The organism is Microbispora sp. NBC_01389 (assembly GCF_045040095.1).
Taxonomy (GTDB): domain Bacteria; phylum Actinomycetota; class Actinomycetes; order Streptosporangiales; family Streptosporangiaceae; genus Microbispora.
The window spans coordinates 5,251,439-5,267,905 of record NZ_CP109552.1; the positions used below are offsets into that span (position 1 = coordinate 5,251,439).

A 16,467-nucleotide genomic window follows, 5' to 3' on the forward strand; every position below is an offset into this window, starting at 1 on the left:
GTGTAGCCGTGGCCTTGGTCGGCTATCAGCTCGCACGCATCTTCCCAGCAGCCATCAAGAGCGTTCTGCCCAATTCAAAACGTGGTCCAGCTTCTCATTGAGGGCGGTGCCGGCAGCAATGAGGGGGACACCTGATGGGGGCATTTCGGTTGGGCGAAATTCGGGGTTGCTTACGATCCGGCCACGTGCTGCCGGAGGCTTACCAGGAGCAACTACCGTTGCGTCCACGGTCAGGCGAGGAAGGACACCCCCCAACGTGTTCGATCGGCAGGAGAAGTTGTTCGCCGCGGGAGCAGACCAGGGCGACCTGTTCGGCCAGGGTGACGAGGAGGCGAAGAGCGGCGAAAGGACGCGACATCCGCTCGACGTCCCGCAGGAATTCCCGCCGATCACGTCGTTCGAGGTCAGGGACGCCTTTCAGGAGCTCGTCCGGCGCGACCTGCTCGGGCCGTACGACGGGGACTTCGAGGAGCTGCAGCGCAAGGCTATAGGGCCGCGCGAGCGCTACCTGGTCGGCATGCTCGGCCCGAAGCCGTCGCCGAAGCGGGTGGCCGAGGACGCCGACGAACTGCCCGAGACGGAGATCGGCGCGGAGGGTGACGGGGCCGAGGGCGAGCTGCCCGACGTGCTCACCCCGCAGAACCTCGGCCGCCTGTGGGCGTCGTCCATGGGCATGTCGTTCGCGGTGCCCGGCGACCTCGACGCGCTCACCGTGACCGCCCGCTGGGGCGCGTACACCAAGGTCGAGACCGAGGTGGAGGACGGGAAGGGCAGGCTGCGGACCGAGCGCGTCTGGGGCCGCAGGCCGGTCGAGCACCGCCTGACGATCCCGCTCGCCGAGCCCGGCCAGAAGATCCCGCTGACGATGGAACGTGCCGACGAGCCCGGCGTGCTGCTCGCGGTGGCCGTGCGGCCCCGGCCGGAGGGGCGGCGGGTCGTCGAGCTGACGCTGATCAACCAGCAGGTCGAGCCCGAGACCAGCCCCGACATCGCGTGGCTTTTCCAGGCCGAGCTCGTCGCCGCCGCCCAGGCCGCCACACAGCCCGGCGACCCGGCAGGCGTCTTCCTGCCGATCGACGACCCTCTCGACGGCGGCCGGGCGGACCCCGCCCAGGATCACGCAGGCCAGGAAAACGCCGGCCAGGAGGACCTGGAGGAAAGGCACCTGCGGCTGCTCTACCGCAACGAGCGCCGGTATGCCGTGGGCCGCAACGTGGCCGTCCACGCGGAGGTCGCCCCGAAGGCGCGGCGGGCGACGGAGCTGCGCACCACCTGGCTGCCTTACTACGACGTGCCCGCGACGGTCGCCCCGGTGGGGGAGGGCACGGCCCTCGCCGACGTGGAGCTGTCGATGGACGCCCTCGCGAGCGCCTCGCTCGAGGCGCTGGCCGCCGGGCTGACGCCGCTGGCCGACGGCTATTCGGCGTGGCTGGACGAGCAGGAGCGGCAGATCCCCGGCGTGCCCGAGCCGCTGCGCGAGGCCGCCGAGGTCGCCGTACGGAAGGCGCGGCGGGCCGCCGAGCGCATCCGCGCCGGGATCGCGCTGCTCACGGTGACCACCGCGGACGGGCACGAGCAGGCGTACGCGGCGTTCCGGTTCGCCAACCGGGCGATGGCGCTCCAGCGGCGCCGTACGGCGGTGGCGAAGCTCCGCGACGAGCAGGGGCTGAGCTATGAGCAGGCGATGGCGGAGGTCGACGCGAAGGGCGCGGCGGCGGCGTCGTGGCGGCCGTTCCAGCTCGCGTTCATGCTGCTCAACCTGCCGTCGCTGACCGATCCCGCGCACCCGGAGCGGGCCGCCGCCCACACGGCGACCGTCGACCTGCTGTTCTTCCCGACCGGCGGCGGCAAGACCGAGGCCTACCTCGGCCTCACGGCGTACACGTTCGCGATCCGGCGGCTGCAGAAGGTCGTCGGCTCCGGGGCGGAGGCGCGCAGCGGCCTGGACGGCGTGGCGGTGCTCATGCGCTACACGCTGCGGCTGCTCACCGCGCAGCAGTTCCAGCGCGCCGCCGCGCTGGTGTGCGCGTGTGAGGTGCTGCGGCGCGACGACCCCGGGACGTGGGGCGACGAACCGTTCCGCATCGGTCTGTGGGTGGGCAACGCGGTCTCGCCCAACTGGTTCGCCGAGGCGAAGGACCAGATCCAGGAGGCCAGGGACTCCAACCGCGACACCAACGTCCTGCAGACGCTGTCGTGCTCGTGGTGCGGGGAGAAGCTGGTCGCCGGGGCCAACCTCGACATCGACGAGGACCGCCGCCGCGTGCTGCTCTACTGCGGGCGCGGCAGCGAGGGCGACGCCGACCCCTGCCCGTTCTCGCGGCTCGGCGAGCTGCGCACGCTGCCCGCCGGCACGGGCGCGGACGAGGCGTACGCGCGGCGCGAGGGCCTGCCGATTCTCACCGTGGACGAGGAGATCTATCGGCTGACGCCGAGCCTCGTCATCGCGACCGTCGACAAGCTGGCGCAGCTTCCGTGGCGCGGCTTCGCCGGGCACCTGTTCGGCCGGGTGAGCCGGCGCTGCCCCCGGCACGGTTACCGGCACGACGACCTGGACGACCGGATCGGCTGCGGCGGCAGGCACAACGCCAAGGGCCGGCTGCCGAAGACCGAGAGCCGCCCGGTGATCCGGCTCCGGCCGCCGGACCTGATCATCCAGGACGAGCTGCACCTCATCTCGGGCGCGCTGGGCACGGTCGTCGGGTTGTTCGAGGCGGCCGTCGACGAGCTGTGCACCTGGACCACCGGCGGCGCGCAGGCCGGGCCGAAGATCATCGCGTCGACCGCGACGACCAAGCGGGCCGACCGGCAGGTGCTCGGCGTCTTCGGCCGTGACCTGGCCGTGTTCCCGCCGCAGGTGATCGACGTCGCCGACACCTTCTTCTCCCGGCAGGCGCCGGTCACGCCGAAGGACCCGGGGCGGCGCTACCTCGGTGTGTGCGCGCACGGGGTGCGCCTCAAGTCGGCCGAGATCCGGCTCGCCGAGATCCTGCTGCTCGCCGGGCAGACGCTCTTCGACGGGTACGGCGAGCCCGCCGACCCTTACATGACGCTGGTCGGCTACTTCAACGCCACCCGTGAGCTGGCGGGCATGCGGCGCTATATGGACGACGACGTCACCACCCGGATCCGCATCCACGGCAGGCAGAAGAAGCTGTCGAACCGGCTGCTGAGCCGTACGGACCTGCTGCACGTCGTCGAGCTCACCTCACGTATCTCCTCCGGCGACATCAGCGAGGTGCTCAAGCAACTGGAGATCGGGTTCGACCCGGAGCTGGACACCTCGCGGCGCGTCCGGGAGAGCCGGGAGGAGATCGCCGCGCTGATGAAGGAGAAGGACGAGTCGAAGCGGCGGGCGCATCCGGCCGCCGACCGCTACCGGGCCCTGCGGAGCCTGCGGTCGGCGCGGCCGCCCGTCGACGTCGTGCTCGCCACCTCGATGCTCCAGGTGGGCGTGGACGTGTCCCGCTTCGGGCTGATGATGATGATCGGGCAGCCGAAGAACACGGCGGAATATATCCAGGCGTCATCCCGGGTCGGGCGTGACGCGGCCCGTCCCGGACTCGTCGTCACGTTGTACAACTGGTCCCGGCCGCGCGACCTCGCGCACTACGAGGACTTCGAGCACTACCACGCCACGTTCTACCGGCAGGTGGAGGCGCTGTCGGTCACGCCGTACACCGCGCGGGCGCTGGACCGGGTCGCGACCGGCGCCTTCGTCGCGGCCGTGCGCAACGTGGAGGAGGCCCACTCGCGCAACCGCGACGCCGAAGACGTCGATCTCAACGGCGACGCGGTGACCCGCCTCGCCGGCCGGATGGTCGCGCGGGCGGAGGTCGTCGGCGGCCCGCGCGCGCGGCAGGCGATGGACGAGCGGCTCAAGATGCTGATCGACCTCTGGAACGCGGCCAAGACCGGCCCGGCCCGGCTCGGCTACGAGCGGAAGAAGAGCACCGCCAAGGAGGTCGTGGACGGCCTGCTGCACCGCGCGGGCAACGGCTCCTGGGACTCCCGCACGGTCGGCAACTCGATGCGCGAGACCGAGAACGAGATCAACCTGCTGCTGCCGCCCGGCGACGGCATCTTCCTCGGGCCGGTGGGCGCGCCGGAGTGGAGTTTCGTCGGGGGCGCCGCCGGCGCCGACGCGGACGAGCCGGTGGGCGACGAGATGGGCGTCACCGCCCAGGATGGAAAGGGCAAATGATGGTCGGGTCCTTCTCCCCTCGGAGCCGCGTCGGCGCGGTGCGTCCCAGCCACCTGATGTACACCTCCGGCGTGGGGTCGCTGGTCGACCTGCCCAACTTCTCCGTGCTGGTGAAGGGCCTCGACGATTGGAAGCATCCGATCATTCCTCAGGGAGGCGTCGGCGAACCACCGCGCCATGCGACGTTCATCGCGGAGCCACGCCTGCTCGCGGCCGTGCAGGCGCTGCTGAGCAGGACCGTCCAGCACCTGCGGCCCGCGCCCTGGTTGCCGGACAAGGACACCTACCCGCAAGCGGAACTGACCGGCGTGCCGGTGGTGCCGTTCCCCGGGTGGATGCGGTGTACGGCGTGCAACCTGCTGGCCCGCGTCGACTCCCGGGCCTTCGGCTTCGAGAACGACAAGCCGAACAAGCCGCACGAGGCGCGGTTCTTCCACCAGTGCGGCAAGGGCACCAAGAAGAGGCTCGCCGTCGGGGCGCGTTTCGTCCTGGCCTGCACGAACGGGCACCTGGACGACTTCCCCTACCTGGAGTTCGTCCACGAGGGCGGTCCGTGCCCGGCGGCGGCCAAGCCGAACCTGCTGATGGAGGACCGGGGCGGCAACCTCGGCGCGAACGTGCGCATCGGCTGCCAGCGTTGCGGCGCCGAGCGCAACATCCGGCAGGCGATGGGCAAGCGCGGCCGGGACCGGCTGCCCGGCTGCCGGGGCCGCCACCCGCACCTTGGCACGTTCTCGGCCTGTGAGAGCCGGCCGTACGTGCTCGTCGTCGGCGCGTCGAACCAGTGGTTCGCGCAGACCCTGTCGGCCCTCGCGTTGCCGAAGGGGGGAGCCGGCGAACTCGACACGCGGGTGGCGCAGTTCTGGGACAACCTCCAGCACGTCAAGGCTCCCGACATGCTGCCGTTCATGCGGTCGATGCCGCCGCTGTCGTTCGAGTTCGAGAAGTGGGGCGACGAGGAGCTGTGGGCGGCGATCGAGCGGCGCCGCGGCGAGGAGGCCACCGGGCCGGAGCAGGGCCCGGAGGGCTACCCCGACCTGCTCACCCCGGAGTGGGAGATCTTCTCCAGCGCCCACCTGCCGCCGCCGAGCGACGACTTCACCGCCTATCGGGACCGGGACGAGCCGGTGCCGCCGCTGCTCAAGGGCTACTACTCCGACGTCGTCCACGTGGAGCGGCTGCGCGAGGTGCGCGCCATGATCGGGTTCACCCGGCTCGACGCGCCCGACCCGGAGGACCCGGCGCTGGTGAAGCGCGTGCCGCTCGCCCGGTCGAGGCCCACGTGGGTGCCCGCGAGCGAGGTGCGCGGCGAGGGGATCTTCCTGCGGCTGCCGGACGACCTGCTCGCCCGGTGGGAGGCGCAGGTCGAGAGCTCCGAGGCGATGCGGCTGCACAAGGAGGCGTACGGCCGCTTCCGCGAGTACCGTTACTCGGCCCGCACCGGCCAGCCGTTCGACCAGTCGACCCGGTACGACTACTGGCCCCTGCCGCGCTACTACGTCCTGCACACGCTGTCGCATCTGCTGATCCGTACGATCGCGCTGGAGTGCGGCTACAACTCCGCCAGCCTCGCCGAGCGGATCTACGCCGGGACCGAGAACGACAGGCGCTCGGGCATCCTGATCTACACGGCGGTGCCGGACGCCGAGGGCACCCTCGGCGGCCTGGTCTCGCTCGCCCAGCCGGACGAACTGATCCGGCTGACCAGGCGCGCGCTGACCGGGGCGATGAGCTGCTCCTCCGACCCGCTGTGCGCCGAACGGCTGCCGCGCACGCCGGAGGACTTCCTGCACGGCGCGGCCTGCCACGTGTGCCTGTTCGTCTCGGAGACCACGTGTGAGCGCGGCAACCGCTTCCTCGACCGCAGGTTCGTGGTGCCGATCGGAGAGCCCGGCCTGGCGATCTATCCCGAGTCACCGTGACGGACGCGGTCGACCGGGCGACGTCTGACGCGTTCAAGGCGTTCGAGCGGGCGGCGGCGGACGCCGTTGAGCGGGTCGGGCCGGCGCACCTGCGAACCCTGGCCGACCGGATCGCCGAGGGCGGCTCGGAGGCCGGGATCGTCGCCGCCGTGCCGCTGGCCGGCTTCCCCGACGCCGCGCGCCGGGTGCTGGCCACGCTGGCGTCCGTACGGATGCCGGCGGGGGAGGCGGCGGCCTGCCTGCGCGGAGTGGCGGCGGGATTCGAACGGCATCGGGCCACCACCACCGTCGAACCGGTGTGGACGGGCCCGTCCACGCCCGCCGTTCCGGTGCGCTCCACCGCGCAGGTGCTCGTCGACCTGGTGAACGAGGCGTCGCGCGAACTCGTGCTCATGACCTACTCCGCCGCGCCGTACGAACCGCTGCTCGGCGCGCTCGCGGACGCGGTGCGGCGCGGGGCGACGGCGAAGGTGGTGGTCGAGACCCTGCAGGGCGCGGGGTCGGCGCTGAACGGCCCCGAGCCCGCGCACGCGTTCGCGGGCGTCCGGGGCGTGCAGGTGTGGCACTGGCCCGTGGCCGAGCGCGCGGAGCAGGGCGGAAGGATGCACGCGAAGATCGCCGTCGCCGACGAGCGGGTGCTGCTGGTGTCGAGCGCGAACCTGACGCAGTCGGGGGCGACGAGGAACATCGAGGCGGGCCTGCTGGTGCGCGGCGGCGCCGCCCCGGAGCGGGCCGCCCAGCACGTGGCCCGCCTGTGCGCCCGTGGCGTGCTGCGCCGCCTGAGCTGATATCTCCGGCAGGGCGGCCCACGCGCGGTGAAATGCGAAATCATGGGGTCGTGGGGATGTGGACGTGGTGAGGGCGAAGATCATAGGCGGCCGGTACGAGCTGGACCTCAACTCGCGCCGCAGGGGCGGGATGGGGGAGGTCTGGTTCGGCTATGACAAGCGGCTGGACCGGCCGATCGCGATCAAGTTCATCCGGGTCGACCGCCTGGCCGACGGACGGCCGGACGACGAGCTGACCAGGCGCTTCGTGCGTGAGTCGCGGATCACGGCCAGCCTCGAACACCCCGGGGTGCCCGCGGTCTACGACTGCGGCACCGACGGCGACGATCTCTATCTGGTCATGCAGCTCGTCCGGGGCGCCCCGCTGAACGATCTGCTCGACGAGGTGGAGGAGCTACCCGTCGGCTGGGCCGCGGCGGTCGCCGCCCAGGTGTGCTCGGTGCTCGCCGTCGCGCACGCCAGCTCGCTCGTGCACCGCGACCTCAAGCCCGCCAACCTGATGCTCTGCCCCGACGGCACGGTGAAGGTGCTCGACTTCGGGGTGGCCGCCGCGCTGTCGCCGTCGTCCACCCGGCTCACCGTCACGGGTGTCGTGGTCGGCACGGCCGAATACATGGCCCCCGAGCAGACGATGAGCGGCACCACCAGCCCGCAGACCGACCTCTACGCGCTCGGGGTGATCCTGCACGAGCTGCTCGCCGGGAGGAACCAGTTCGCCGCAGAGACCCCGCTGGCCTCGATGCGCAGGCACGTGGACGAGCCGCCGGTGCCGGTGCGGACGCTGCGGCGCGACGTCCCGGAGGGGCTCGAACGGCTGATCCTCTGGCTGCTCGCCAAGAAGCCCGAGGATCGGCCGTCCGGCGCGGCCCTGGTCTACGAACGGCTGCTGCCCTTCTGCCGTGACCTGCCGCCCCTGCCGGGATTCGTGGACGGCGGCGCCGCACAGCCCGTGCGCATGTACGCCGCCGTCGTCGGCCGGGTCGCCACCCCTCCGAACGTCACAGGGAACGCCGCCACGAACGCCACCCGGCAGGTCACTGGGAACGCCGTCACTGGGAACGCCGTCACTGGGAACGCCGTCCACGGGCCCGTCGCCACCGGGAGCGTCGCGCCCGCGTACGGGCATGCCGCGCAGGCCACCGCTTCGCAGGGTTCCGTTTCCCGGGATGCCGGGCACCGGCGTTCGGGTGGGCAGAGCATGGCCCGGGTGCGGCGGGACGCCGGCGCGCTCAAGGGGGAGTCGCGCTACCGGCAGGCCGCCGACCTGCTGGCGGAGGCCGTACAGTCCGTGGAGCCCGAGGGCGACGAGGGGCTGGAGCTGCGGATCGAGCTCGCGGACGTGCTGTTCCTCGGCGGAGACTACCGGCGGGCCGCCCCCGAGTTCCGGCGGCTGGCGGCCGACCTCGCCGAGCGGAGAGGCGAGGACGACCACATGGTCCTCCGGTTCCGCCTCATGGAGGCCAACTGTCACGCGGCGCTGGGCGACACCGCGCTCGCGCTCGAACAGATGCGCCTGCTGCTGCGCGACGAGCGGCGGCTGAGGGTCGACGAGGACCGGATCCTGGAGCTGCGGCGCCGCATCGGCCTGCTGGAGCTGGGGGCCGGTGAGCGGGTGCGTGCGGGGCAGACCCTGGGTGACCTGCTGCCCGACCTGGAACGGCGGTACGGCGCGGCGCATCCGACCGTCGGCAAGGTGCGGGAGCTGCTCGACGGCCTCGCCGCCGCGCGCTGACCCCCCGGCTGCGGGCCCCCGAGCCGCGGGCCGGCCCCGGGCCGGCGCGAGCGGCCCCCGTCGGCGGACCCGATCGGTGCGCTGGGAAATTCTTCGAGAAAGTTCGGCGGAGTGTGTCGGATCCGGACGGCGGCGTTCGTAGCAGGGGTGAGAGGCGGCCCGAGGGGGCGGCCACACGACAGGAGATGATCGCGATGGCGCAGTACCTGATGTCCGTGCTCAACGAGTCGGCCGTCGCCACCGAGGAGGAGCAGGCCGCGATCGACGTCTTCAACGAGCGGCTCCAGGCCGACGGTCACTGGGTGTTCGCCGGAGGGCTCGGGTCGCCCGGCACGGCCACGGTCGTCGACGGCCGGGACGCGGAGCCGGTGTTCACCGACGGGCCCTACCTGGAGTCGAAGGAGCACATCGTCGGCTTCTGGATCATCGAGGCGCCCCACCTCGACGTGGCGCTGCGGCTCGCCGCCGCGGGGTCGAAGAGCTGCAACCGGAGGGTCGAGCTCCGGCCGTTCCTGGGCGAATGACCGACGTCGGCGAGGTGATCGCCCGGGTCCACCGCGAGGAGTGGGCCCGGGTGGTCGCGACCCTGGCCAGGCGTCTCGGTGACCTCGACGTCGCCGAGGAGATGGCCGCCGAGGCGTTCGCGACCGCCGTCGAGCGCTGGCCGGTCGAGGGGGTCCCGCCGAGCCCCGGCGGGTGGCTGACCACCACCGCCCACCGCAAGGCCGTCGACCGGCTCCGGCGTGAGGTCAGGCGCGACGAGAAGCACAGGGAGGCGCTGATGCTGTCCGACACCCCCGAGCCGCTCGGCGCCGTCGACGACGACCGGCTCCGCCTCGTGTTCACCTGCTGCCATCCCGCTCTCGCCGTGGAGGCGCGGATCGCGCTGACCCTGCGGATGGTCGGCGGGCTCACCGTGCCCGAGATCGCCCGCGCCTTCCTGGTCCAGGAGACCGCCATGGGACAGCGGATCACGCGGGCGAAGGCGAAGATCAAGGCGGCGCGGATCCCGTACGGCGTGCCGTTCCGTGAGGACCTCCCGGCCCGGGTCACCGGGGTCCTCACCGTCCTCTATCTGATCTTCAACGAGGGCTACCTGGCCTCGGACCCCGGCGGGGAGCCGGTCCGCGCCGACCTGACCGCCGAGGCGATCCGGCTGACCCGGCTGGTCCGCGCGCTGCTGCCGGCGGACGGCGAGGTGGCCGGGCTGCTGGCGCTGATGCTGCTGACGGAGGCCCGCCGGGCCGCTCGGGTGTCGGCGAGCGGCGAACTTGTCGCCCTCGGTGAGCAGGACCGCGGCGCCTGGGACCGCGAGCTGATCGCCGAGGGCCACGCCCTGGTCCGCGCGCGCCTCGCCTCCGGGCAGGCGCCGGGGCGCTATCAGATCCTCGCCGCGATCAACGCCGTCCACACCGACGCCCGCGACGTCCGGGACACCGACTGGTCGCAGGTCGTCGCGCTCTACGACCAGCTGGTCCGCCTCGACCCCTCGCCGATCGTGCGGCTCAACCGGGCGATCGCGGTCGCCGAGATCGACGGCCCCCAGGTCGCCCTGGCGGAGGTGGACGGTCTGCCGCTGGAGAGCTACCACGCCTTCCACGCCACCCGCGCCGACCTGCTGCGCCGGCTGGGCCGCAGCGCGGAGTCGCGGGCGGCGTACGACCGGGCCATCGCCCTCGCCGCCAACACCGCCGAGACGGCGTACCTCGTCCGCCGCCGCGACCAGCTGGCCCGCCCCTGAACCACGCCCCTGAACCACGCCCCTGAACCACGCCACTGAACCACGCCACTGAAACGCCGCCGCGCTGCTCTGTTGACGCGCTCTGCCGACGCGCTCTGGCCCCGCACTCCGCCGCCGCCCATCCGCGTACCCCGGCCTCGCCGCCGTGGGCCGACCCTGGATCGTTATCCGACCGCCTGCACCCGTGGTGAGTGCGTGCCTACAGTGAAGCGCAGAGATCAACAGACCATGGACCAGGCTTCGACAAAGGGACGGACAGTTGGCCACCCTCTCCGTGCTCCTCCACCAGATCGACGACGGCACCGTGCTTCTCCCCGAGTTCCAGCGTGGGTACGTGTGGAACCGCGACCAGGTCCGCGGGCTGATGCGCTCGCTCTACCGGGGCTATCCGGTCGGCGGCCTGCTGCTGTGGGCGACCGAGCCCGAGACGGCCTCCGTACGCGGCGGGACCGGCGGCGGCGGATCGGGTGGCGGCGTGCGGCTGCTGCTCCTCGACGGCCAGCAGCGGATCACCTCGCTGTACGGGATCATGCGCGGCAGGCCGCCGGCCTTCTTCGAGGGTGACCCCTCGGCCTTCACCGGCCTGCGGTTCAACGTCGAGGACGAGACCTTCGAGTTCTACGGCCCGGCGAAGATGCGCGACGACCCGCGCTGGGTGGACGTGACCCGGCTGTTCACCGAGGGCCTGGAGCCGTTCATCGGCTCGTTCGCGCGGCACCCGGACACGTTCGCCACCTACATCGCGCGGCTGAACAAGCTCAAGAACCTGGAGAACCGGGAGTTCCACGAAGAGAAGATCACCGGCCCGGACAAGAACGTCGACGTCGTCGTCGACATCTTCAACCGGGTCAACTCCGGCGGAACGGCGCTGTCGAAGGGTGACCTCGCCCTCGCCAAGATCTGCGCGCAGTGGCCGCCCGCCCGCCAGGTGATGCGCGACCATCTCGACCAGTGGAGCGCCAAGGGCTTCGAGTTCTCGCTCGACTGGCTGCTGCGCAACGTCACGGCCGTGGCCACCGGCCGCGCCGTCTTCACCACGCTCGACACGGTGGCGGACAAGGAGTTCGAGACGGCGCTGGCGAAGTCGTCCGGCTACGTCGACACACTCCTCGGCGCGGTCTCCGGGCGGCTCGGGCTCGACCACGACCAGGTCCTCATGGGGCGCTACGCGATCCCGGTCGTCTCCCGGCTGCTCCATCTCACGCCGGGCGGCACCTTCCTCGACGGCGCGCACCGCGACAGGGTGCTGTTCTGGTACGTCCACGCGGCGCTGTGGGGCCGCTTCGCCGGCTCGACCGAGACCGTGCTCGCCCAGGACTACGACACGGTGGAACGCTTCGGCATCGACGGGCTCGTCGGGGCGCTCGAACGGTGGCGCGGCGGCAACCTGGAGGTCCGGCCGCACGACTTCGACGGCTCGACCCGCGGGTCGCGGTTCTACCCGCTGCTCTACATGCTCACCCGCGTACACGGCGCCCGCGACTTCGGCAGCGGGCTCCAGTTGCACGCCGAGATGCTGGGCAGGCGCACCTCGCTCCAGGTGCACCACATCTTCCCCAAGGCCCTGCTCTACAAGGAGGGGTACGACCGCGTCCACGTCAACGCCGTCGCCAACTTCTGCTTCCTGACCCAGGACACCAACCTGGAGATCGGCAACCGGGCTCCGGAGGAGTACTTCGCGGAGGCGGAGGCCAGGCACCCCGGCGTCCTCGCCTCCCAGTGGATCCCGACGGACCGGGACCTGTGGCGGGCGGACCGGTATCTCGATTTCCTGGCGGCCCGGCGCGAGCTCCTCGCCCACGCCGCGCAGTCGTTCCTCGCGGGGCTGCGCGACGGCGCCGCACCCGTGGCCGCCGGGGAACTGCGCCCGGTCGCCGTGCTCGCCGAGGAGCAGGACGACGTACGGACCGCTCAGATCAAGGCGATGGCGGAGGAGCTGGCGCGCCTCGGATACGCCGACCCGGCGCTGGACAGCGAGATCGCCGACCCCCGGACCGGCCGGGCCCTCGCCGTCGCCGAGGCGTACTGGCCGGACGGGCTGCAGCCGGGCCAGGGCAGGCCGGTCGTGCTGGAGCTCGACCCGGAGATGGCGGACCTGCCCCGGCTGGAGGAGCTGGGCTACGAGGTCTTCACGTCGGTGGACGCCCTGCTCGGCTACGCGCGGCGGCGCAACGAGTCGGCGGCGGGCGACGAGGAGCCGCCGGAGGAGCCCGCCGGCCCGCCTGCCCCGGCGGGCGACCCTGTGCACGCGGAGTTCGACGCGGCGATGCGGTCGGTGTACGACCGCGCCCGGAGCGAGGCGAACTACCACGCCTCCTACTTCCTCAGCATGCTGGCCGAGCACGGGAGCATGGAGACCGCGCGCAGGCTGCTGCGCTCGCCCGCCGTGTCGGACGGCTTCGCGGCGCTGTGGGAGCGCGGCCGGCTGGACCTCACCGTGGAGGCCCTGGTCGTGCGGCCCCGCTTCGCGGAGCTGTTCACGTACGACGAGATCGAGATCGCCCGGCACCGCCTCGGCCAGTTCGGCTGGAGCGGCCCGGCCGCCGAGATCGCGTAGGAGGCCCGCACCGGCCGCCGGCCCGGCCGGCTGGCACGGTCAAGCGGGCACAGATCGGCGGGCGCAGATCGGCGGGCCCGGCCGGCGGACCCGGATCAGCGGCGTGGGGGAGTGGTGGAGCGGCGTTCCACGAGGCGGACGCCGAGCATCGTGTCGCGGCTGGTCGTCTCGGGGCGGCGGACGCGCTGGACGAGGTGCCAGACGGCCTGAGCGCCGAGGAGTTCCTTGTCGGAGGCGATCGTCGTGAGGGGCGGCGAGGCGTGCGCGGCCATCGCCACGTCGTCATATCCGATCACGCTGACGTCGCCGGGCACGCGCAGGCCCCGCTCCCGCAGCGCGTCGAGCGCTCCGAACGCCGACAGGTCGTTGGCGCAGAACACGGCGGTGGGCGGCGTGGGCAGGTCGAGCAGCGCCGTCATCTGCTCGTACCCGGTCCGTGCGGTGAAGTCGCCGGGCCGCACGTACGCCGGGCCGGGGGTGAGGCCGTGCTCGGCGCAGGCGCGGTGGTAGCCCGCCAGCCGCCGGGCGGCGGGCACGATGTGCGCCCCCGCCGTGATGATCGCGGGCGGCGGGGTGGTGTGACCGAGCCCGATGAGGTGGCGCGTGGCGAGGTATCCGCCGGTCTCGTCGTCGTGGCGCACATAGTCCACCGGAAGGTCGATGACGGCGTGCTCCAGCAGGACGCAGCTCACCCCCGCGTCGAGGATCCGCGCCAGGTAGTCGCGGCTCGCGCCGACGTTCAGCACGAGCAGCCCGGCGACCTGGCCGCGCTCGACGCACAGCGGCAGCCGGTCGCCCCGCGGCTGGATCACCTCGTACGTCATCGAGAGTTGCAGCTCGGCGCACGCCTGCTGCGCGCCGTAAACGACAGGGGCGTAGTAGAGGTTGTCGGGGGAGAACAGCTCGCTCACCCACGACACGAACCCGATCATGCCGGTCTCGGCCGGTCGGCGGGCCCGCGGGCGGTAGCCGAGCTCCTCTGCGGCGCGGCGGACCACCGAACCGGTGGCGGGCGAGACCCACGTCTTGCCGGCGAAGACCGCGGAGGCCGTGCCGATCGAGACGCCGGCCCGCTCGGCCACCTCCTTGAGGGTGGACCGTCCCGTCGTCCGCCGCATACGCCCTCCACGAGGGAGCCCGATCCCGGTGTCTGCCCTGAAATCTCGGTCCTGAAATTTCAGTGAAATTCGCCCTTCTGGCGACGCTAGGCCGGGGTCGTATCACCCGTCAAGGGGTCATATGTCGGTCTCAATCGTTCATTGACCCATGTGTGAGGGCGGCGTAGCTTCATGCGGGATGTCGTGGTTTCACTGAAATCAGAGGAGAGCGAACGTGGCTTCCGACAGCACCGGCGTGGCGATCGTCGGCTGCGGCAACATCGCCGCCCGGTACGCCGCCGACCTGGCCCGCTATCCCGAGATGCGCCTGGTCGGCGCCCAGGACGTGCTGCCGGAGCGGGCCGAGGCGCTGGCGGCCCCGCACGGCGGCCGGGTGTACGGCACGCTCGACGAGGTGCTCGCCGACGACGACGTGGACATCGTCGTGAACCTGACCGTCCACAAGGCGCACTACGAGGTGATCCGCCGCAGCCTGGAGGCCGGCAAGCACGTGCACAGCGAGAAGCCGCTGGCGCTGACGCACGAGGAGGCGGCCGGGCTCGTGGAGATCGCGGAGAGCCGCGGCCTCCGGCTCGGCTGCGCCCCGGCGACCTTCCTCGGCGAGGCCCAGCAGACCACGCTCAAGCTGCTCAGAGAGGGTCGCGTCGGCCCGGTGCGGCTTGTCTTCGCCGAGGTGAACTGGGGCAGGATCGAGGCGTGGCATCCCGAGCCCGACGGCTTCTACGCCGTGGGGCCGCTGTTCGACGTCGGGGTCTACCCGCTCACGATCGTGACGACGGCCCTCGGGTCGGCCCGGCGGGTCACCGCGTTCTCCTCCGTCGTCTGGCCCCATCGCACGCGCCTGGACGGCAGCGAGTTCACGATCACCACACCCGACTACGTGGTCGCCAACGTGGAGTTCGACGGCGGCGTCCTGCTCCGCCTGACCTGCTCCTTCTACGTGCCCAACGGCTCCACCCGGCAGCAGGGGGTGGAGTTCCACGGGGACGACGGCTCGCTGCTGCTGGAGAGCTGGCACGATTTCGACCCGTCGGTGGAGGTCCGTACGCCGGGCCGCGAACCCGAGTCGGTGCCCCCGCTGCGCGAGCCGTGGAAGGGGGTGGAGTGGGGGAGGGCGGTGCGCGACCTCGCCGCGGCGATCCGGGAGGACCGCCCCCACCGGGCCACCGGCCGTCAGGCCGCGCACGTGGTGGAGATCCTCTGTGCCGCCAGGGAGTCGTACGAGACGGGTAAGCCGGTCGACCTGACCTCGGAGTTCACCCCGCCCGCCCCGATGGAGTGGGCCCCGTGACCGCGTGACGAGGACCGGTCGTGCCGCGCAGGGAGATGGGCGGGGCGACGAGGAGATGGCGGTGGGGGGTGGCGGGCTCGGCGATGCGCTGGATGAGCATCTCCACGGCATGCGTGCCGAGCTCGTCGGCGGGCATGTCGGCGGCGGTGAGCGGCGGGTGCAGGCTCTCGGCCCAAAGGCGCGCGGCGACGCCGGTGATGGAGACGTCGCCGGGCACCGCCAGGCCCGCCCGCTCGATCGCGCGGAACATGCCGGGCATCGCGGCCTCGTTGATGGTGGCGATGGCCGTGAGGCCGGGGTCCTCGGCGAGTAGCCGCTCGACGCAGGACTGCCCGGCGCGGGCGTCGTCGGCGCAGCACACCTCCACGCCCTCCACGCCGCGTTCGGCCGCGGCGCGGGTGAAACCGGCCTGAGCCCGATGCGCGGGGCCGTATCCGGCGGCGACCAGCTCGGCGGACCGGTTCACCAGGGCGATCCGGCGGTGGCCGAGATCGGCCAGGTGGTGCACGCATCCGGAGATCAGGGTCTCGTAGTCGACGTCCACCCAGGACATCTCGTCGGGGCGGCTCGTGTGGCCGATGCCGACGAACGGCAGCCTGCTCCGCCGCAGGCGGGCGACCCGGTCGTCCTCCAGCCGTATCTCCATCAGGATGACCCCGTCCACCCGCCTGCCGCTGACCACCCGTTCGAACGAGCGGTCGTGCTCCCCGCCGGACGGCGACAGCAGGACGTCGAGGTCGGCGCGGGCGGCGGCGTCGACGACGCTGGCGACGAACCCGAGCTGCAGGTCGGTCAGGCGCCGGCTGGCCGGGGGGATGACCAGGCCGAGGGTCCGGGTCCTGCCCTCCTTGAGCGCCTTGGCGGTGGCGTTCGGCTGGTAGCCCAGCTCGTCGATGACCGCCTGGATGCGGCGGCGGGTCTCCTCGGCCACCGGGCGTTTGCCGCTCAGGGCGTAGGAGACGGTGCTGCGCGCCACGCCCGACCGTCTGGCGATCTCCCCGATGTTCACCGGCGCCCCCTTTGATCCTGCCAACCGCTGATCCGACCGACCGCGTCCATCCTAGGTCGAACCGATGAGCCCGCCATCAGGCGGGTGGATTCGGCGGTATCCATT

The 16,467-nt window shown here is 72.3% G+C and carries 10 protein-coding genes; 8 read left to right on the forward strand and 2 right to left on the reverse strand.

Annotation, left to right across the window (positions count from 1 at the left end):
* The first annotated feature begins 256 nt into the window (after nt 1–256).
* The 7 genes from drmA (at nt 257) to OG344_RS23445 (ending at nt 12,944) form a co-directional block, all read left to right on the forward strand.
* Entirely contained in the window at nt 257–4,204 is a 3,948-nt protein-coding gene (drmA, locus tag OG344_RS23415) for a DISARM system helicase DrmA (protein WP_405084909.1), read from the forward strand.
* Complete coding sequence (gene drmB / locus OG344_RS23420; protein WP_405084910.1) at nt 4,201–6,126, forward strand: DrmB family protein; 1,926 nt, start codon at nt 4,201–4,203, stop codon at nt 6,124–6,126. Before drmA ends, drmB begins: the two co-directional genes overlap by 4 nt.
* Complete coding sequence (gene drmC, locus OG344_RS23425) at nt 6,123–6,914, forward strand: DISARM system phospholipase D-like protein DrmC (RefSeq protein ID WP_405084911.1); 792 nt, start codon at nt 6,123–6,125, stop codon at nt 6,912–6,914. Before drmB ends, drmC begins: the two co-directional genes overlap by 4 nt.
* A gap of 67 nt (nt 6,915–6,981) precedes the next feature.
* Nucleotides 6,982–8,646, forward strand: a complete 1,665-nt coding sequence (locus tag OG344_RS23430; protein WP_405084912.1) for a protein kinase domain-containing protein — start codon at nt 6,982–6,984, stop codon at nt 8,644–8,646.
* Nucleotides 8,647–8,840: 194 nt separating this feature from the next.
* Nucleotides 8,841–9,170, forward strand: a complete 330-nt coding sequence (locus OG344_RS23435) for a YciI family protein (protein WP_327045418.1) — start codon at nt 8,841–8,843, stop codon at nt 9,168–9,170.
* Entirely contained in the window at nt 9,167–10,387 is a 1,221-nt protein-coding gene (locus OG344_RS23440; protein ID WP_405084913.1) for an RNA polymerase sigma factor, read from the forward strand. The genes OG344_RS23435 and OG344_RS23440 overlap by 4 nt, the downstream gene beginning before the upstream one ends.
* 259 nt (nt 10,388–10,646) lie before the next feature.
* Nucleotides 10,647–12,944, forward strand: coding sequence for a DUF262 domain-containing protein (locus tag OG344_RS23445; protein WP_405084914.1), 2,298 nt, complete (start codon nt 10,647–10,649; stop codon nt 12,942–12,944).
* 95 nt (nt 12,945–13,039) lie between these two features.
* Here OG344_RS23445 and OG344_RS23450 read toward each other — a convergent pair whose 3' ends face one another.
* The gene (locus OG344_RS23450; protein WP_405084915.1) at nt 13,040–14,062 is read right to left on the reverse strand and encodes a LacI family DNA-binding transcriptional regulator; all 1,023 of its coding nucleotides are present in this window, start codon (nt 14,060–14,062) and stop codon (nt 13,040–13,042) included.
* A gap of 214 nt (nt 14,063–14,276) precedes the next feature.
* Between OG344_RS23450 and OG344_RS23455 the strand changes: the two genes are divergently transcribed.
* Nucleotides 14,277–15,353 (forward strand): Gfo/Idh/MocA family protein, encoded by a 1,077-nt coding sequence (locus OG344_RS23455; protein ID WP_405084916.1) that lies wholly within the window; start codon nt 14,277–14,279, stop codon nt 15,351–15,353.
* On the opposite strand, the gene OG344_RS23460 is transcribed toward OG344_RS23455, so the two are convergent.
* Nucleotides 15,319–16,362, reverse strand: a complete 1,044-nt coding sequence (locus OG344_RS23460) for a LacI family DNA-binding transcriptional regulator (RefSeq protein WP_405084917.1) — start codon at nt 16,360–16,362, stop codon at nt 15,319–15,321. The genes OG344_RS23455 and OG344_RS23460 overlap by 35 nt on opposite strands.
* Nucleotides 16,363–16,467: the final 105 nt, after the last annotated feature.